17 protein-coding genes are annotated in these 17,525 nt (G+C 64.5%); 3 read left to right on the top strand and 14 right to left on the bottom strand.

Annotated features, from left to right (window positions below):
- Positions 1–53: 53 nt before the first annotated feature.
- From AB1555_16205 to AB1555_16150, 12 genes are all read right to left on the bottom strand, one after another.
- Positions 54–635 (bottom strand): lytic transglycosylase domain-containing protein, encoded by a 582-nt coding sequence (locus tag AB1555_16205; protein ID MEW6248236.1) that lies wholly within the window; start codon positions 633–635, stop codon positions 54–56.
- A 234-nt stretch (positions 636–869) separates the two neighbouring features.
- The gene (locus AB1555_16200) at positions 870–1,208 is read right to left on the bottom strand and encodes a hypothetical protein (protein ID MEW6248235.1); all 339 of its coding nucleotides are present in this window, start codon (positions 1,206–1,208) and stop codon (positions 870–872) included.
- A 20-nt stretch (positions 1,209–1,228) separates the two neighbouring features.
- Entirely contained in the window at positions 1,229–1,831 is a 603-nt protein-coding gene (msrA, locus tag AB1555_16195) for a peptide-methionine (S)-S-oxide reductase MsrA (GenBank protein ID MEW6248234.1), read from the bottom strand.
- 85 nt (positions 1,832–1,916) lie between these two features.
- Positions 1,917–2,924 (bottom strand): S1C family serine protease, encoded by a 1,008-nt coding sequence (locus AB1555_16190; GenBank protein ID MEW6248233.1) that lies wholly within the window; start codon positions 2,922–2,924, stop codon positions 1,917–1,919.
- The gene (locus AB1555_16185) at positions 2,921–3,424 is read right to left on the bottom strand and encodes a cytochrome (GenBank protein MEW6248232.1); all 504 of its coding nucleotides are present in this window, start codon (positions 3,422–3,424) and stop codon (positions 2,921–2,923) included. Before AB1555_16185 ends, AB1555_16190 begins: the two co-directional genes overlap by 4 nt.
- Positions 3,421–3,819, bottom strand: coding sequence for a secondary thiamine-phosphate synthase enzyme YjbQ (locus AB1555_16180; protein ID MEW6248231.1), 399 nt, complete (start codon positions 3,817–3,819; stop codon positions 3,421–3,423). The genes AB1555_16185 and AB1555_16180 overlap by 4 nt, the downstream gene beginning before the upstream one ends.
- 109 nt (positions 3,820–3,928) lie before the next feature.
- Positions 3,929–5,602, bottom strand: coding sequence for a tetratricopeptide repeat protein (locus AB1555_16175; protein ID MEW6248230.1), 1,674 nt, complete (start codon positions 5,600–5,602; stop codon positions 3,929–3,931).
- 14 nt (positions 5,603–5,616) lie between these two features.
- Complete coding sequence (locus AB1555_16170; protein MEW6248229.1) at positions 5,617–6,351, bottom strand: hypothetical protein; 735 nt, start codon at positions 6,349–6,351, stop codon at positions 5,617–5,619.
- Positions 6,352–7,265: 914 nt separating this feature from the next.
- A complete protein-coding gene (locus AB1555_16165; GenBank protein MEW6248228.1) occupies positions 7,266–8,606 on the bottom strand; it encodes a TldD/PmbA family protein in 1,341 nt (446 codons plus the stop codon).
- Positions 8,603–10,060: a TldD/PmbA family protein gene (locus tag AB1555_16160; protein ID MEW6248227.1), complete on the bottom strand. Its 1,458-nt coding sequence runs from the start codon at positions 10,058–10,060 to the stop codon at positions 8,603–8,605. The genes AB1555_16165 and AB1555_16160 overlap by 4 nt, the downstream gene beginning before the upstream one ends.
- A gap of 384 nt (positions 10,061–10,444) precedes the next feature.
- Positions 10,445–11,989: a hopanoid C-3 methylase HpnR gene (gene hpnR, locus AB1555_16155; protein MEW6248226.1), complete on the bottom strand. Its 1,545-nt coding sequence runs from the start codon at positions 11,987–11,989 to the stop codon at positions 10,445–10,447.
- 240 nt (positions 11,990–12,229) lie between these two features.
- Positions 12,230–13,264 carry a glycerophosphodiester phosphodiesterase family protein gene (locus tag AB1555_16150; protein ID MEW6248225.1) on the bottom strand — a complete coding sequence of 345 codons (1,035 nt, stop codon included), beginning with the start codon at positions 13,262–13,264 and terminating at the stop codon, positions 12,230–12,232.
- Positions 13,265–13,412: 148 nt separating this feature from the next.
- Between AB1555_16150 and AB1555_16145 the strand changes: the two genes are divergently transcribed.
- From AB1555_16145 to AB1555_16135, 3 genes are all read left to right on the top strand, one after another.
- Entirely contained in the window at positions 13,413–13,715 is a 303-nt protein-coding gene (locus tag AB1555_16145; GenBank protein MEW6248224.1) for a transcriptional regulator, read from the top strand.
- 116 nt (positions 13,716–13,831) lie between these two features.
- Positions 13,832–15,409, top strand: a complete 1,578-nt coding sequence (locus AB1555_16140; GenBank protein MEW6248223.1) for a SulP family inorganic anion transporter — start codon at positions 13,832–13,834, stop codon at positions 15,407–15,409.
- Positions 15,410–15,489: 80 nt separating this feature from the next.
- Positions 15,490–15,714, top strand: coding sequence for a hypothetical protein (locus AB1555_16135; protein ID MEW6248222.1), 225 nt, complete (start codon positions 15,490–15,492; stop codon positions 15,712–15,714).
- A 3-nt stretch (positions 15,715–15,717) separates the two neighbouring features.
- Here the strand turns inward: AB1555_16135 and AB1555_16130 are convergent, their stop codons facing one another.
- Together AB1555_16130 and AB1555_16125 are read right to left on the bottom strand one after the other, a co-directional pair.
- On the bottom strand, positions 15,718–16,512 hold the full coding sequence (locus tag AB1555_16130) for a DUF1295 domain-containing protein (protein ID MEW6248221.1): 795 nt from the start codon (positions 16,510–16,512) through the stop codon (positions 15,718–15,720).
- Between the two features lie 94 nt (positions 16,513–16,606).
- Positions 16,607–17,485 (bottom strand): SDR family oxidoreductase, encoded by an 879-nt coding sequence (locus tag AB1555_16125; GenBank protein MEW6248220.1) that lies wholly within the window; start codon positions 17,483–17,485, stop codon positions 16,607–16,609.
- Positions 17,486–17,525 lie beyond the last annotated feature (40 nt).

The following is a 17,525-nucleotide window of genomic DNA, read 5'->3' as shown; positions in this document are numbered from 1 at the left end:
GCTGCCCCGCGGGACGTATCGAGCCGGTCCGCCCGAGAGGACGGGAGCGAAGGTCATCGGGGCTTGGCTGTTGAACCCTGCACCTTCTGTTCGCCCGCGTGGTGGAGTCGGCCCGGTTTGGAGGCATGATAGTAGCGCAGCACTTTGCGGACATAGGCGCGGGTCTCGCGGATTTTCGGCACCTTGCCCCCTTTCACACGCTGCACGCCGGCGTTGTAGGCCGCGAGGGCTAAGGGTAGGTCGCCGTGGTAGCGATTCAGCAGACGGCGGAGTTGTCTGGCGCCGGCGCGGATGTTCTGGATGGGATCGAGCGGATCGGCGACGCGGAGGGAGGCAGCGGTCTTGGGCATGAGCTGCATGAGCCCGACGGCTCCCTTGTGGGACACCGCGTCAGGACGAAAATCCGATTCCGCCTTGATGACGGCGCGCAGCAACGCCGGATCGAGCCGATATTTTTTGGCGTACCAGTTGATAGCGCGACGCAACTCCGGTTTGGTGTAGCGCGGCCGTCCGTCCAAGTCCGACTGGGTCGGCACGGGGATCGCGAACACCAGCGCGCACACGACCAGCGACGCGCACAGCCCGTGCTGGAAACCTGTCCTGATGAGCCGACCTCTGGGATTCGGGGTTGCCACGCTCCGCCAATTGGCTGATCCGCTTCCGAGCTCCCTGCCTCGACAGCCACTCCCCATCCTCAAGATTCATGCCGATCCCGATTCCTAGGCTAACCTCCCGATCACGCTTGCGAAACCCCACCGCCTGGACGGCGCCGCCGCGTCGCGGATGTGCACGGAGCGACCATGGCGGAGACTTTTCCCCGTACACTTGTGCACCGAAGCCTTCCCCGAGAGGTGGGCTAGCCTCCACCCTCACGCCTCAGGCCTCTCGCTTTGGGCTGGAGCCGGGAGAGCCTTCGCCGCCTGCGCTCGGTCCTCGAGCCAGGTGGCGAAAATGAGCGCGCCGAACCCCGGCGCGAAAAACAGGACGCCGATCGTCGCGCCCACGATCGCGACGCCGAACAGCTCGTCGAGCGGTTGCCAGAGCGATTCCCAGGGAAGGTACAGTCGCTGGGCGGCCAGAATGAGGTCGGGGATCGGACGGAAGATCACCAAATACCCATTGCGCGCCAGTTCCACCGCCCACACGATGCTCGCCACGGTGTTCCACACGTAGCCGAATAGTCGGAGAGACCGAATCGTGCGAGGCATGCCCCGTTCTCAGTCCGTAGTCACATCTTCCCCCAAAGCTGTGCGAGCCGCTGCGCCCGCCCGCAGTTGAATTTGTAGAATTTGTAGCGGATGGGATTCTTCTTGTAGAAGTCCTGATGATAGTCTTCGGCCGGATAGAACTCCGAGGCCGGGACGATCTCGGTGACGATGGGTTCTTTGAACGGCTTGGTTGTTTCCACCGCCAGCTTCGATTCCTCCGCCAGCCTGTGCTGCGTCTCGTCATGATAAAAAATCGCGGAACGGTACTGATGGCCTTTGTCACAGAACTGCCGGTCCGGCGTGGTGGGGTCGATGTTCCGCCAAAATACCTGCAGGAGCTTCTCGTAGCTCACCCGTGAGGGATCATAAACGATCTCGACGGCCTCGGCATGGCCGGTCCCGCCCGCCGACACATCCTCGTAACTCGGATGGGCTTGTTGTCCGCCGGTATAGCCCGACGTGACCGAGACGACGCCCTCCACTGCCTCGAATACTTCCTCCATGCACCAGAAGCACCCGCCGGCAAAGGTGGCTTTGGCTAATTGGGTCGCCGCCTGTCCGCTGAACGATCCGGCGACAAGGGCCGCAACGATCGAGAGTCGGAGCAGTGACGGGATCTTCATGAGTCTCTTCCCTCCCTCGTCTGGTTGTCGAAGGTCGAAGGCTTCGCTTACACTCCGGTTCGCTGTTTACGGACCGCCCGAACGGTTAGGATCTCCCCAGTGTGACGACGATGGTCTGCTCCTTTTGCCCGCGCAGCACTTTGACCGCCACTTTCTGGCCTGGCGTCGTCCGCTCGATCAGATAATTTTTCAACTGGGCGCCGGCGGTGATCTCGGTCTCGTCGATCGCCAGAATGACGTCGCCTTTCTGGATGCCGGCGTCGCGCGCCGGCCCCATCACCTCGGAGGCCGCGACCCGCCACCGGGTGCCCATCTGAACCGCCGTCAGACCGATGCCGAGCCGCGAGAACGCCGGCTGTTCGCCGCGAATCAGGGCCGTGACCACACGGTGCGCCAACGGCCCCGGCACGGCGAAGGCGAATTGGCTGCAGCGTCCCGGACCTTCCTCCTTGTCCGTCTCGATAATGGCATGCATGACGCCAACCAACTCGCCCTGCTCGTTGAACAGCCCGCCGCCGGAATTTCCGCTGCACGCCGCGAGCGCGAGCTGCATCAGCCGGCCTTCCGCCGTCGGAAGAAAGGTGTTCGGGTTGCCGATCCGACCGAACCCGAAGGCCGGGCCCCACCCCAGCGGATAGCCGATCGTCAAAACGGCGTCGCCGGCTTGAGGCTCGCGTTCCGCAAAGCCCACGTTCGGCAATCGGTCTGCGCCGTCCGTCAGACGGTAGACCGCGATGTCCAGAAACGCGCTGACCCCGACCAGCTTGGCCGGCAATTCCTCGAGGTCCGCCGTCAGCACCCGGATCTCCTCCTGCACGAGGCGCTTGCCCCGGTCATCCCGTTCGACCGCATGGTGCGCCGTCACGATGTAGCCATCATGGAGATGGATGCCGCTGGCCTGCATCACAAAATGCCCCTTACCGGTTTGCTTGAAGGTCTCGTGCTCCGGCGAAAAGAGTCCGACCGTGGCCCGTTTCGCCAACTCGATCCCGCTGGCCGTTTCGGCGGACGCCATGCCAGCCCCGACCTCGCCCATGCTCACCACGACCGCCACGCATCCCGCCGCCAGCGCCCGATTCCACACGCTGCTCATGCTTTCCTCCGATTCAGATGCCGTCCGATCATGTCGACGACCGCCTGCGGCGTGCGCGCCGAGCGAACCAGCTTGCCGCCGAGCTTCGTGAACATCTTCTCCTCCAACGGATCTCCGTTCAGCAGGATCACCGGCTTGCGCGCCTTCAGAGCCAGCGCCACTTCGGAAATCGTCCCGGGCCCGCCTGGCCCGCAAGCCACCACCACATCGCTGGAGAGGACGTTGATGTTGTTCCTGGCGTTGCCCATGTCGGTGACGATCGCCACGTCCACGAAGCGCGACACGCGCGTGCCGGCCGTCGGCAGGACCCCGATCGTCAAACTGCCGGGGATCCGCTTCGCTCCCCGGTTCACCGCGTCCATCACGCCGGCGGCGCGCCCGCCGGTCAACAGGACCCACCCGTTGCGCGCGACCCCTTCTCCCAGCTCCATAGCCGACCTGAGCTGCGCGCGAGAGGCCTTGCCCGGCCCCATGACGCCGATCACCGGTCTGCGCCTCACGACGGCGACCACATGACGTGGACCTCGCGGTGCCTCGGCCCGTCCAGCTCCACCAACAGCACCGATTGCCACGTCCCCAACGCCAGCGTCCCGTCCCGGATCGGCAGGGTCAGCGACGGTCCCAGAATCGACGCCGCCATATGGGACCAGGCATGAGCCGGATCATGCGCATGCCGAAACCGGATCTTCGGGATCATCTGCTCCACCACATCGAGCAAATCGTCTTCCGTTCCCTCTCCCACTTCGCCGGTCGTGAGCGCCGCGGTCGTGTGCGCGAGGAACAACGAACAGAGGCCTTCCTGCAGCTTGGCGTGCCGGATCAGCTCGTTCACGCGAGCGGTCAGATCGACGATTTGCTTGGGTCGCGACGTCGCAACTCGAACGACGTGTCCCATCTCGGTTCTCTGGGAATCGGGACGGTCAGCCGGAGGTAACGCGCGAACGTATGGTGGCAGCTTTGAGCGGGAGGGTCAACCGGTCGGCTGCCGGCGAAGCAGCAGACAGTCAGAATCTCGACGAGGTCAGCGTCACGTCGGCGCGCGCCCACGCCTTCTTGAATCGCTCCTCCACAGCCGCGGCTTCGTCCGTTTTGTTCTGCTTCTTCAAACTCTGGGCCAGTCCGAACAGCGCCCAGCCGTTTTCCGGATGTTGCGCCAGGTCCTCCCGGTAGATCCGCTCCGCCTCGGCCGGGCGGCCCGCTTCGAGCAGGACGGCCCCCAATGAATGGCGGACCGGATAATGCCAGAGCGGCGGTTCATAGTAGCGCAACGCATCTTCCAGCTTGATCGCCGCTGTCAAGCGCGAGACGGCTTGCTCATGATCGCCGCGGCGAGCGGCGATCTCTCCTGCCAGGACTTCGTCGGCGATCCGCATCAGCGTCGCTACCTGACTCCCGCCCAGGGTCCTGTCTTTAGGCATGGACTTGGCCATCTCAGCCAGCCTCGTCCGTTCCGCATCCGCTTCGTCGAACCGACCCGTGGCCGCGTAGGCCAATCCGCGCGCGTAGCGCCAGATCGCCGCCGTATACACCAGCTCGGCCGGAGGCGGCGGGACGGCCAACACGTCGTTCCACTTGCCGAACCGGGCCAGCGCAAAGAGCAGCGTAGGGGTGAACTCTTCCATCGACGGATCTTTGCGCGCCTCGTCCCACGAGACCACTCGATGGAGATCGCGGGCGGCCTGGATGGCCTCCCGGCTCCGACCTTCCATGGTGAGCGCCGCCCAGAGGAAGTGGAGATTATGCGGATAGTAGCCCGTCGGATAGATGCCGGTGAGGTGCCGGTGCTTCAAATAGGCTTGATCGACTGCGGCTGCATGCATGTTCCGCTCCGCCGCTTCCCGATACCGGCCCAGTCGCAGATAAATGTGGGCCGGCATATGGACGAGATGGCCCGCACCCGGGACGAGCGCCGGAAGCCGCTCGGCGCAGGAAAGCGCGCGTTCCGGCCTCGGCGATGCCTCGACCGCATGGATGTAATAGTGACAGGCCCCCGGATGGTCAGGGTTCAGCGTCAAGACGCGTTCGAGGGTCGCCACGATCTCTTCCGTGTTTCCCTTGGGTTGGCCGTCGGGGGTCCAGAAGTTCCACGGCTGCAAGTCCATCAGCGCCTCGGCGAAGAGCGTCCCCGCATCGGTGTCATCCGGGTACCGTTTCCAGACCTCCCGCATCGCATCCGCGTAGGCTTGATCCAACGTCTCCCGTTTTGCGTTCGAATCCGGCGAATAGCGGGTGGCGAGCGCCTCGATGTAAGCGCGTTCCTTGGGGCCGGCATGCTCGCGTCGAGTCAGGGCCTGTTGCAGGGCGTGATACGCGCGGCGTTCCTGTTCCTTGTCCATCGGCGCGTTGATGTTCGGCCCCAGCGCCAGCGCGACACCCCAGTAAGGCATGGCCGCGGCGGGATCGTGCCGCGTCGCTTCCTCAAACGAGTGGATCGCCTCCTCGTGATTGAAGGCATACACCAGCCGCAGGCCTTGATCGAAATACTGCTGGGCCTTCTGCGAAGGCGTCGTGATGGGATGGTGGAGGCTGCCCAGATTGTCGTACAGCGGCACTGCGGGGGACACTTGACCCGACACGGTCTGTCTCGCGCTCGAACACGCTCCCGAAGCGAGCGCCACGATCAGGACGGCCAAAAGCCCCCACGCCGCAGATCGAGACGCCGCACTCACCATCCTCATGACGACACGCCCGCTCAGGCTTCCGCGGCGGCAGGCTCTGCGACGCAGTGCCGAGGCCCGGCCGACCGTGCCGCCCGGTTCGCAGGCCTTCGGGTCCCCACGGAGTCGGGCGGCGTCGCGCGTATCGACGCCGTGTCCAGTTCGTCGCCGAACTGGACGAGAACTCCTTGCTGCGAGCGGATCATCGCGTTGAGGTCTCCAACTCGCGCGGTGATCTGCGCCAACTCCCGCTGCTGAGCCGCGACCTGCTCCCGCAAGGCGATCACCTCACGGACGAGGTCCTGAACCCGAGCGTCGTCACTCCTCGACGCATGGATGGCTTGCGCCTGCTCCATGAGCCGCCGCGCCAGACGACGGCCTTTCTCCGTGATGACGCTCCGCATACGATCCAGCTTCGGTGGCATCTCTGCGAACCTTTCCTTGACGGCCGACGTCCACCGCCGCGCCGCGGCGGCCATCCGCACCCGGCAGATCCCCACCGCGCAGCGCAACGCCACCCACGCTGACGCGCATCGTGGAGCGAGGTGTTCCCGAATCTTCCGAACGATCGTGCGCCCGCGGGAGGCCCAGGCGGCGAGATGCCGGGGCCACCGAGCGACCTGCCCGATCCACTCGCGAGCGGCGGCCGTTCTCTGCTCCAGTTTCAGCAAAATGATGGTTCGCGCGAACGGATGGCGTCCGGGCATCGGGCGGTCCGCAGGAAGAATCCGGATGAGTTTCACGGGAGCCTCTTTGAACATTCGCGCCATGACGGCACCTCCAGTGCGGCGAGCGTTTCAGGGGAGCCCCGAGGCCGCCGCTCACGTCGGAAGATGGTCGAGATGAGTCTGAGCCGGTCAAGAATCGAGGAACACGGCGGAGAACAGACGCCCGAACGGCGGGTCATACCCATGACGAAAGGTCTCAGGAGCGAAGAGACGGCGACGGGCTCGAACGGTAGGGGTCATGATTCCCTTAGAAAATAGCGAATAGCGAACAGCAAATAGCTCTATGCCATTCGCGGCTGGCTGTCGGCTCTATTTTCATCTTGCTGGGGCACCCATTGCGGGTACCCGTTGCTCTTTTCCTGCAACGGGTGCAAGCAACGGGTCAAACAGGGTAAGCCCAAAGCTCATGAAGACTGTGTACTCTTGCCCGACGCCATTAGTCAATGGGAATACGGTAGGAGACGGAGAGGCGACAAACGGGAGGCAGGGCCGGCCGCTTCAATGCAGTCGAAGCGGCCGGCTTCGCGGCGCACCTACTGCACTACTGCACTACTGCACTACACACAGTTCCGGCACTTGCGTGCACGCCTCATCCGGTAGCGGCGCGGGCACAGGCCTGGGAGGCCCAGGAGGCGTGAACGGCGGGCCCTGGGCAATGACCGGCGTGGCGAGAGTCAAGACCGTCAGAACGGCGAAACCCAGAAGTAGAAGTCGGTTCATTATGACACCTCCCTTGTTGTGAATTGCCACGGGAAGCAGATTGGCAAGGATTGTGCCGTCGCGGCAGCCGTGCCGATTGAGCGCGGTCTTCAGAACTCGACGCGGTTCCGAGGAGTTACAGCACTGTCGACCCTAGGTATAGACGGGACTCCGGCGGACGCGTAGTTACGGTGAAGGAAGGACCCTACACGGCTGAACAAGATGATTCTCTTGGAAGGCTTTCAGACTGTGTGTGATCAGAACCGGGTCACGCTGGAGAAATTGAAGTCGCGAATTTTCATGGCGGGCACGAGCAGCTTGCCGGTCTCGGTGGTAACCGCCTCCTCAGGCACGGTGAACGCCTCGATCTCATTGAAGGCCCGCAGCGGACTGTCATGGAACCGGAAGTTGCGCACCGCCGTCGTGATCCGGCCGTCCTCGACCAGAAACGTGCCGTCCCTGGTCATGCCGGTCAGGGTCAGGTCGGTGGGATTGACGGTGCGGATATACCAGAAGGTGGTGACCAGCACGCCGCGCGCCGTGCTGCGGATGAGGTCTCCGACGCCGGCCTTCGCCCATTCGTCGCCGGAGAGCAGCGGCGATTCCAGCGTCGCGATGCGGTCGACGCCATGCTCCTTGGCGGTGAACCGATCGTACGACAGTTGCCGGAGCACGCCCCCATCGATCCACGTCGAGTTGTTCACCGGTAGGCCTTCGCTTGTGAATCCGTAGCCGAGCAAATCCGGATGGTCGGGTCGGTTCTTCAGCGACAGCCGCGGATCGACGATCCGTTGGCCCAGCTTGCCGCTGAACGGGCTGGTTCCTTTATAGAACGCCTTGGCGTCCAGCATCCAGATGAACCAGGTCAGAAGGCCGGCCACCGCCGGCGCTTCGAGAATGACCGTGTAGCGGCCGGCCGGCATCTCTTTCGCCTCGACGGACTGTTTCGCCTTGTCGATGGCGAACCGTGTCCGTTCGCGCACGGCAAGCCGATCGATCGACCGGTGCGCCGCCGATGCCCAGCCGGTCGCCTCACCCTCCTGCGCCGTCAGGCTGAATCGGGCCTCGGTCCGTTCCTCGTGGGCGAACAGGCCGTTGCTCGCGGCCACGCCGACGGCCGCGGCGCAGGACGAGACGATGCCGGCTGCTGTGAGCCGCTCGGCTCGGCACAACTCGATGGCTTGTCTCGCGTGGGCCAAGCGGCCGGACGGGCCGGCGGCCGCCGTTTCCGGCCGAGCTGTCGGCACCGTCGGGTAGGATTGCGGTTCGACCGGCGGCAGGTATTCGGGGTCTTCGGGAGCGACCCGCGCGAGCCGTTCGGCTCGTGTAAGCGCCTCTTGGACCGAACCAGCGGTCAGGTCCGTCGTGCCGGCGGTTCCGTGCCGTCGGCCGAACGCGACCGTGACGCTGAAGGAGATGCGCCGGGTGTCGACGTTCTGGATGACCTGATTGTTGGCGAAACGGACGGTGCCGCCGTGCTGGTCTTGGAGCGCGACGAAGGTCTGATCGCCGCTCGAACGCTTGAATACCAGGTCGGCGAGAAAACGGAATTCATCCCGGTCGGTCAGTTTCGGCGCAGCGGCCGAGCCCTCGGTCATGGTGCGGCCTGTCCCCGAATCACGTTCACGTTCCGAAAGCGCGCATGCGCGGCGGCGTGGGTCATCCAGCCGGACTGGCCGGGCTGACCTTTCCCGCAGGTGATGAAACCGTACCGGCGGCGGTGCGAGCGATCCGCCACGCCGTCGCACCTGCTCCAGAACTCCGGCGTGATGCCGTAATAGATCACGTCCCGGAGCATGTGGGCGCGCCGGCCGTGCTCGATGAGCCAGAAGGCGTCGCCGCCGAACTGGAAGTTATACCGCCGCTGGTCGATGCTGTAGGAACCATGCCCTTCGATGTAGATGCCGCGTTTCACATCGGCGATCAGATCGTTCAACGAGGCCACGCCCGGCTCGAGCCCGATGTTGGCGATCCGCACGATCGGCACGCTGCCCCACCCGTCCGCCCGGTTCGACCCGCGCGAACGCGGCTCGCCGATCTTGGGCGCCGTCTCGCGGTTCGTGCAGTAGCCGACGAAGATCCCTTCGCGCACGATGTCCCACTGCTGGCAGGCCACCCCGTCGTCGTCGTATCCCGTGGCGGCGAGCGTCTCCGGTTCGGTATTGTCGGCCACGAGATTCACGTGGGGCGACCCGTAGCGGAAGGCGCCGCGCTTGTCGGGCGTGAGAAAACTCGTCCCCGCGTAGTTCGCCTCGTAGCCCAACGCGCGATCCAGCTCGCTGGGATGGCCGCAGGATTCGTGGATGGTGAGCGACAGGTGCTCCGGATCGAGCACGAGATCGTAGCGCCCCGGATCCACCGGCGGAGCCTTGACTTTCTCCACCGCCTGCGCGGCGATGCGCGGCGCTTCGGCCAAGAAATTGGCGTCGGCGATCAACTCATAGCCGGTGCGGAGGTGCGGCGTGCTGAAACTGCGCGAGGCGAAGCGCCCGTCGTGCACCGCGGTCGCCTCGAAGTCGCCCTGCACCGCCAACAGATCGAACTCCAACCGCGAGCCCTCGCTGGAAACAAACAACTTGAGATCGCGACGGGCCCAGAGGTTCGCGCGGCTGCGGACGACGCCGGGCTGCCGGTGGACGTACTCCATCACATCGAGCAGCAGCGTCGTCTTGTCTTCCAGCGGCACGGAGAACGGATCGATCTGCCGAGGCGTGATCACCCTGTCTCGATGGACCGGCTCGTCGGCCAGGCGCACCGGCTCGCTGAGCAGATCGGCCGATCCCTTTGCGATTTCGATCGCCAGCTTTGCAACCCGCGGCACCTCCTCCAGCGACAAAATCGAGCTGGCCGCAAACCCCCAGGCCCCGCGGTAGAGCACGCGCACGCCGAAGCCGCTGTCGCGGCCGTCCCGAATCTTCGCGATCCGCCGATCCTCGCCGTGGACGGTCTGCATCGCGCTGTCGAGGATGCGGATGTCGCCGTACTCCGCCCCGGCCGCCCGGACGCGTGACAAGGCCAATTCAGCCAGTTCATCCCAGTTCAATGCCTTCATGGTTCTGTATCCAACGCATAGTCAGAAGATCTGGCCAGGGCGATTAGTATACCAGTAATTCATGACCACCAAGTGGCCACCCTGGAGCATGAAAATGCGGGTGGCACCGACCTGGGCGCCTGTCCGCGCGCAGCGGGGTCCCTCGGGTACCCGCCCGGCGGGTGTGGGCGGGGTGTGAGCTTGCACCCGTTGCAAACGGAGAGGAGCAACGGGTACCCGGCTGGTCGGTGACAGGACCCGCATTTTCATACCAGTCTTCGTGGTCCTTGGGTTCGCCATAAAATGTCCCTGGCACGTAGCGAACAGCTAACAGCAAGCAGCGCGGAGCTACTCGCTGTTGGCTATTCGCTGCTCGCCATCTTCTACACGGGTCGATGGGGTAGGCTAGACGCCCGTTCCCATCCGGGTGGCGTCGACAAACTGCTCGGTCGAGTCGTCGATGGCCCGACCGTGGCGGCCGGGGGGCGGCAGAATATACAGGAGTTTGGAATCGACCTTTCCATGAATCGCCTCGGGCAGCTTCATCTCGTACGCGACGGGGCGCTGGTGGTCGGCGAGCTGCAGCTTGGGGTTGTACACGCTGTTGAACTTCCACAGCATCTTCACGAAATTCGTCTGGCCGCGCAGCAAATGGCCGGCCGCGATCTTGGCGGTGGACTTGAGGGCGGTCCAGCCCAGGTGCTTCTTGTTCAGCACCTGTTGAGTCTTGACCAGCTCCTCGTAAAACTCGGGGAGCGGCAGCCGCGTCGGCAACACCGCATGCTGGATGTCGAAGAGCCGATAGTCCCGCGTCTGGAACTTCCGCGTTTCGGTGCGCCAGCTCTCCGTTCCCGGATAGGGGGTGTTGACACTGATGTTCACGATTTCCGGAATTTCCAGACACCATTCCCGGATGACCTCGAACCGTTTCCGATCCCAGCCGGGATCCGCGATCAGGTTGATGGCGACCGTGATGCCCAGCGACCGGGCGAACTCCAGCGCCTCGAAGTTCTTGCCGAGCGAGATGCGCTTGCGGTGCATTTTGAGGCCTTCTTCGTCGATCGCCTCGATGCCCAGAAACATGTATTGCAGCCCCAGCCTCTTCCAGAACTGGAACACCTCCTTGTTCCGTAGCAGCACGTCGCCGCGCGTTTCCAAATAGTACTGCTTCTTGATGCCCTGTCGGGCGATTGCCTCCCCGATCTCGAATCCATGTTTCGCCTGGATGAACGCCACATCGTCGACGATGAAAATGCCCGGCTCCTCGATCCGTTTAAGATCCTCGACGGCCCGTTCCGGGCTGACGACGCGATAACTCCGTCCGTAAAAGGTCCAGGCGCTGCAGAAGGAACAGTCCCAGGGACAACCGCGCGCGAATTCGATGGAGGCGCAGGGGTCGAGTACGCCGATGAAGTACTTGCGGCGATGGCGCAGTAGATCTCGGGCGGGGCGCAGGTGATCGAGGCTCTCGACAAACTGCGGCGGCAACCCTTCACCGGACTGGGCGACGATGCCGGGCACCTTGGCGACGGCGCGACGATCGTGTTCGACGGCCAGCAGGAGCTTGGTGACGGCGGCCTCACCCTCCCCTTTCAGCACACAGTCGATGGCCCCCGCTCCGTGCTCCAGAAATTCTTGCGCGATAAAGGACGCGCTGTGACCTCCGACGAAGAAAAAGCAGTCGGGCAGTTTCTGTTTGGTCAATTTGGCCAGGTCGACGATTTCCGGCACGTTCGCCAGATAATTGCAGGAAAAAGCGACGACGTCGGGGCTCCACTCGTCGAGCAGCCTCACGTAGTCGCGGTGCGTCTCCACCTGCAGATCCAGCAGCCGGACGTCGTAACCGGCCTGTCTGGCGGCCTGCGCGACCAACTCCAGACCGAGCGGCTCAAGCCGCAGATAGATCTTGGTGTACATGAGCGGACCGGGATGAACCGCGAGGACTTTCATGCGCCGAGACCTTTTCCTGGAGACCCGATACGACCGGGGACTTAGGGGGATGATCCTGCCAGACCCTGCCGATTTGTTCAACTGACAGATCGCCGGGTCTGTCGTTGGTCGTCACAGTAGGAAATTTCTTACACAGCCTTCGTGGGCCTTCGTCTCGCCGAACATAGGGCAGGAAAATAGTGATTGGGCGAGAGGCACGAGGCGAGCGACGAGGGGTTTAAACGTCTATTTTTTTCCTGATCAGTAGCCGATTTTCTCCCAGAGCCGATCCGGTTCCGGCGCCGGGCTGCGATGACACACGGCCAGCGCCAGGTCGGGACGATCGGTAAAGAACCCGTCCACGCCGAACAGATGGAGCGCCAACAGTTCCCACCGGTCGTTGACGGTCCAGGAATGGACTAAGAGGCCGGCTCGGTGGGCTTGGCCCGTGTACCAGGGCCAGGTCGTGAGGTAGCGCACCGGTGCTGCGCCCCGATCCCAGCGCGGGCTGAGCGCATGACGAAGGCCCCAGGTCCCGATCCCGGACGCCGCCGCCCTCGCCTTCTTGAACAGCAAGTCCCATCCTTCGCGGGCGATCAGCGTTTCGTCGATCAGGAAGACCCTGGGCACCTGAGGCGCCAGAGCTTGCAACCGGGCGAGGCTGTCGAGCTCGAACGACTGGAGGATCACGCGCGATTGCGGACCGGCGGCCGCCCGATCGATCCACCCCTGCGCGGCAAGCGTCTCGATCAATTGCCGCTCGATCTCAGGATAGCGGTGCGCGGATTTGGTTTCGATGTACAGGCCCGGGCGCCGGTCTTCGCCCTCGGCGATGGTGAGCACCTCATCCAGCCGCAGGATGCGCAGGCCGCCAAACGCCGGCCGCGCTCGTTTCGGAAACCGCCGGTTGAACCACGAGCCGGCGTCCAGGCGCTGCAGCTCTTCGAACGTAAAGGAGCCGACCGGCGCTTGCTCGCGGCCGGGGAAAATTTCGGCCACGTTGGTGGTGCGGGACAAATCGTCGTCATGGAAGACAACGAGCACGCCGTCACGGGACCGTTGGAGATCCAGCTCCAGATAATCGGCGCCCATCTCGCGAGCGAGCAGATACGCGGGACGAGTGCCCTCCGGCGCGTAAAAGGATGCGCCTCGGTGGGCGATGACGGCGGGATGGGGAATTCTTAGGGCCTGAGCCAACCGTTTGCCGCGCGAGGGCGCGCTCAGCGCCGCTCCCAGCGCCAACGAAACCCCAGCCAGGGCGAGGGCGCCGAGCGCGATGGTCAGCCACAGTTTCATAACGTGTTCCGTGCGACCTTCTTCCTCTTCCGGTAGAGAAGCGTCAACGGATGGCTTGGCTTCGCGCCTTCGATTCGCGTACCATCACAGCCCCATGCTTCCGCCCGCACCATCCATGCTTCCGCCGGAACAGACCGCTCGCCAGCGTATGATGGATTTGCTCCTCGACGCGCGGCTCACGTCACGGCAACTGGCCCAACTGGTCGGCATCTCCGAACGCCAGGTCGAAGAGCATCTGACCCACATCGTGAAAACCGTCGCCCGCGATCGGTCGCGCCGCTTCATGCTGGAACCGTCCGCATGCCAGGATTGCGGCTATATCTTTCGGGACCGGTCGCGTCTGACCAGACCGAGTCGTTGTCCCCGCTGCCGGAGCGAGGCGATCACGGCCCCGCGGTATGGAATCGACCTTTCGGCTTCCCGCACCGGGACCCGGCCCAAGGGTTTGTAATCCCGCCCGGTCGGACTCACCAATAGGATGATGGAATTCGCTTGGTCCCTTCGATTCCTTCCGCTACCCTTTGCTGAGACTTTGCACCTGCGAGAATCGCGACGCAGGCTTCGGCCATGGGATTCAACGCTGACCTCCACAACTTCACCCCCGCCGATTTGAAGCGGGATCTGTTCGCGTCGATCGTCGTGTTCCTGGTGGCGCTGCCGCTCTGCATGGGCATTGCAGTCGCCTCCGGCGCGCCGCCGGCGACCGGCATCATCACCGGCATCGTCGGCGGGCTCGTCGTCGGGTGGCTGTCGGGCTGTCCGCTGCAGGTCAGCGGGCCGGCGGCCGGTCTGAGCGTGATCGTCTATGAGCTGATCCAGACCCACGGCCTGGAGAAGTTGGCCGTGATCGTCCTGATGGCCGGCGTCATTCAGATCGCGTCGGCCTGGCTCCAGTTGGGACAATGGTTCCGGGCCGTCTCTCCCGCGGTGATCCACGGGATGCTGGCCGGCATCGGCGTGCTGATCTTCGCCAGCCAGTTTCACGTCATGATCGACGACACGCCGAAAGGCAGCGGGATCGAAAACATTCTGACCATTCCCGCCGCCGTGTGGAAGGGGCTCGTGCCGGATCACGACGTCGCCACAAACCATCACGTCGCCGCGCGGATCGGAGTGCTCACGATCGGGGCCATCGTCCTTTGGAATCTCCTGGCGCCCAAGAAGGCGAGAGCCATTCCCGCGCTGTTGATCGGCGTAGCGCTGGCCGCCTCGGTCTCGACGATGTTCGATCTCCCGATCAGCCACGTCAAGGTCCGCGACGATCTCCTGAGCATCATCCAGTTCCCGACGGCCGAGAACCTTCGCCATCTCCTGGACACCGCGACGCTGGCGGAAGCGCTGGCGCTCGCGCTCATCGCCAGCGTGGAAACCCTGCTGTCGGCAACGGCGGTGGACCACCTCCACACGGGCCGCCGCACCCGCTATAACCGCGAACTGTTCAGCCAGGGCGTGGGCAACATGCTCTGCGGGCTCCTCGGCGCGCTGCCCATGACGGGCGTCATCGTCCGCAGCGCGGCCAACGTCCACGCCGGCGCCCGGACCCGCGCCTCCGCCATCCTTCACGGGACCTGGCTGCTGCTCTTCGTCTCGTTTCTTCCCTTCATGCTTCGTCTGATTCCTACGGCGAGCCTGGGCGCCGTGCTGGTCTTCACCGGCTACAAGCTCATCAACGTCGGAGCGATCCGCGAATTGAGGACGCACGGCCGAAGCGAGGTGTTGATCTACGCGGGGACGCTCGGCACGATCGTGGCGACCAATCTGCTGACAGGGGTGCTGGTCGGCGTAGGCTTGGCCGTCGCCAAATTGATTTACACCACGCAGAACCTCGAGACGGAACTCTCGTCCGATGTCCGCACCGGCGCGTTGACGCTGGATCTCAAAGGCATCGCCACGTTCGTGAGTCTCCCGAAGCTCGCCACGGCGCTCGAACTGGTCCCGCCCGGCACGGACATCCAGGTTCGCTTCGACTCGCTCCGCCACATCGACCACGCCTGCCTGAATCTGCTCGAATCCTGGCAGAAGCTGCACGAGGCGGACGGCGGGCGCGTGCGGCTCGACCGGGACAAATTGCGCGCCCACTCGTATCACGCTCGCCAGACCCCGCGCCAACCCGACAGCCCGATCACCAAACTCCTGATGCTGTGATCGCCTCTCCCGGCGTTTTCCCGCTGGACGAGCCCGACACGCCGCATCTACCATGAGAGCTTCCGGAAAGAGGTGGTCGCATGACGCGCACCGTGATCGGGTGGTTCTTTGCGCTCGCGCTCGCCGCGGCGAGCTGCACCGGCAACAAGGCGGACGAGTTGTTCGAGACCGCGCAATTCGAAGAAAAGCAGAACAACCAGGCGCACGCCAAGGAACTGTACGAAGAGATCCTCCGCGACTACCCGAACAGCGACGCGGCGAAGAAGGCCAAGGACAGGCTGGCCGCACTGAGTCAAAGCCGGTAAGGATCAGCCGGACTTGGGAAACCACGGGAAGAAGGCGCTCGTGGTTCGCTGGTAGATGCGGTACTCCTCCCCGCGGCTGGCGACGGCCTGTTCCTCGGCCGGTGGAATGCCCGTCACCTTGAGCAGCGCCCAGCCCATCACGACCGGCCCCAGGAGCGTCACCCACCAGTTCGGCAGCCCAACGCCCATCACGACGTAGCTCCACCAGTGCAGCCATTCGAAGAAGTAGTTGGGGTGGCGCGAATACCGCCACAACCCTTCGCGGCAGACTCTGTCACGGTTCCAGGGCTTGGCGCGAAACTGCGCCAGTTGCCGATCCGCGACCGCTTCGCCGGTGACGGCGACGAGCCACACGAGCGCGCCGGCCAACTCCCACAGGCTGAAGGTCGGCCGCGGGTTCTGCATGAGGACCAGAAAGGGCAACGAAAACAGGGCGACCGCGGCGGCCTGGAGCTGAAAGTAGAGGAACAGCCGGACCTCTTGCCGTTCGCCCCACTCCTGCCGGAGCCGCCGATACCGTGCATCCTCCGCTTTGCCGAGCACGCGATCGACCAGGATGTAGAACCCGAGGCGAAAGGCATAGATCGATCCCATGATCGCGACGAGCCATCGACGATCCGTGTCTCCGTGGGCGGCCCACGCGTACCAGCAGACGACGAGGCCGAGCCCCAGACACCAGCCGGCGTCCGCGATCGAGGCGTTCCGCACGCGGAGTTGCAGAGCCCACAGCCCCGCCATGAGGACGGCCATCGCCAGATAACCCGTCACGACCAGGGCGAGAGGGTCGGACCCCGTCATCGCGTGCTCCTTTTCCCGGGGTTGCGCTTCACCGGGACCCATTGCTCCAGTAATGCAATGGGTGCCCCGCTTCACGCATCACGCTTCACGGGTTTTAGTAGTCCCAAAGATCGTCATCACGGCCCGCGCGGCCGGCCAGCCACTCGCCGAATCCCGGCAACCGAAACGACAGCAGCGCTTGGATCTTATCGCAGTTCAGGGACAAGTCCGGGGGACGGTATGGCCCGGCGTAGTCCCGAACCGATCCGGGCGCCATTTCAGCTTGCAGCTCCGGCCACTGCGCGGCCAGCAACCGTCCGATGTCCCATCGCGACAGCCGCTCGGCGCCGGCCAGATGGTACAGTCCCGGCTGCTGCTTCCGCACCAATTCCCAGACGGCCCGCGCCGTGACCCCGGCGGGAATCGGGCAACGAAATTCATCGGTGAACAGCGTGAGCCTCCGCCCGGCCTGCCACGTTCGCCGCATCTCTTCGACGAAACTGCGGTCTCCGGTCGGCGACCAGCCCGCGTTCAGCGACGTCCGCACGACCGTATGCTTCGGATTCGCCAGAACAACCCGTTCGGCCGCCAGTTTGGTTTCGGCGTACACATTCAGCGGATGAGGTTCGTCGGTTTCCCCGTACCGGCCCGTGCGGCCGTCGAAGACCTGGTCGCTGGAGAAGAAGAGAAAGGCGATGTCCGCGGACAGGTCGGCGAGCCGCGCCGTGACGTCGACGTTGAGCCTGTGCGCCAGCGCCGGCTCCCGCTCGCAGGCTTCCGTCCGGCTCAGCGCCGCGCAGTGAATGACGAGGCTCGGCTGGAGCGTCCGCCACCGGTCGCGGACCCGGGCCGTGTCGGTGAGATCGAGAGCGGAACGGGTCAGGCCGTAGACCCGCCATTCCGGCGCCCACCGCGCGGCGGCCTTGACGAGGTAGCTGCCAATGAGGCCGGCGGCGCCGGTGACGAGAACAAGGGAAGAACTGCCTTGGCTCACTGCACAGAGGGTTAGTCTGGTGGCTACACGCAACCGTCGA

It is taken from the genome of Nitrospirota bacterium (assembly GCA_040755395.1).
Classification (GTDB): domain Bacteria; phylum Nitrospirota; class Nitrospiria; order Nitrospirales; family Nitrospiraceae; genus DATLZU01.
The sequence above is the reverse complement of the archived record's forward strand: the minus strand, read 5'-3'. Positions and strand labels throughout refer to the sequence as shown.

Excerpts from the sequence above, each read along its gene's own strand:
- AB1555_16150 (MEW6248225.1), bottom strand. The coding sequence starts at position 13,264 with ATGAAACTGTGGCTGACCATCGCGCTCGGCGCCCTCGCCCTGGCTGGG.
- msrA (MEW6248234.1), bottom strand. The coding sequence starts at position 1,831 with ATGAAGATCCCGTCACTGCTCCGACTCTCGATCGTTGCGGCCCTTGTC.
- AB1555_16170 (MEW6248229.1), bottom strand. The coding sequence starts at position 6,351 with ATGGCGCGAATGTTCAAAGAGGCTCCCGTGAAACTCATCCGGATTCTT.
- AB1555_16165 (MEW6248228.1), bottom strand. The coding sequence starts at position 8,606 with ATGACCGAGGGCTCGGCCGCTGCGCCGAAACTGACCGACCGGGATGAA.
- AB1555_16180 (MEW6248231.1), bottom strand. The coding sequence starts at position 3,819 with ATGGGACACGTCGTTCGAGTTGCGACGTCGCGACCCAAGCAAATCGTC.
- AB1555_16175 (MEW6248230.1), bottom strand. The coding sequence starts at position 5,602 with ATGAGGATGGTGAGTGCGGCGTCTCGATCTGCGGCGTGGGGGCTTTTG.
- AB1555_16160 (MEW6248227.1), bottom strand. The coding sequence starts at position 10,060 with ATGAAGGCATTGAACTGGGATGAACTGGCTGAATTGGCCTTGTCACGC.
- AB1555_16200 (MEW6248235.1), bottom strand. The coding sequence starts at position 1,208 with ATGCCTCGCACGATTCGGTCTCTCCGACTATTCGGCTACGTGTGGAAC.
- AB1555_16135 (MEW6248222.1), top strand. The coding sequence starts at position 15,490 with ATGACGCGCACCGTGATCGGGTGGTTCTTTGCGCTCGCGCTCGCCGCG.
- AB1555_16145 (MEW6248224.1), top strand. The coding sequence starts at position 13,413 with ATGATGGATTTGCTCCTCGACGCGCGGCTCACGTCACGGCAACTGGCC.
- AB1555_16130 (MEW6248221.1), bottom strand. The coding sequence starts at position 16,512 with ATGACGGGGTCCGACCCTCTCGCCCTGGTCGTGACGGGTTATCTGGCG.
- hpnR (MEW6248226.1), bottom strand. The coding sequence starts at position 11,989 with ATGAAAGTCCTCGCGGTTCATCCCGGTCCGCTCATGTACACCAAGATC.
- AB1555_16140 (MEW6248223.1), top strand. The coding sequence starts at position 13,832 with ATGGGATTCAACGCTGACCTCCACAACTTCACCCCCGCCGATTTGAAG.
- AB1555_16190 (MEW6248233.1), bottom strand. The coding sequence starts at position 2,924 with ATGAGCAGCGTGTGGAATCGGGCGCTGGCGGCGGGATGCGTGGCGGTC.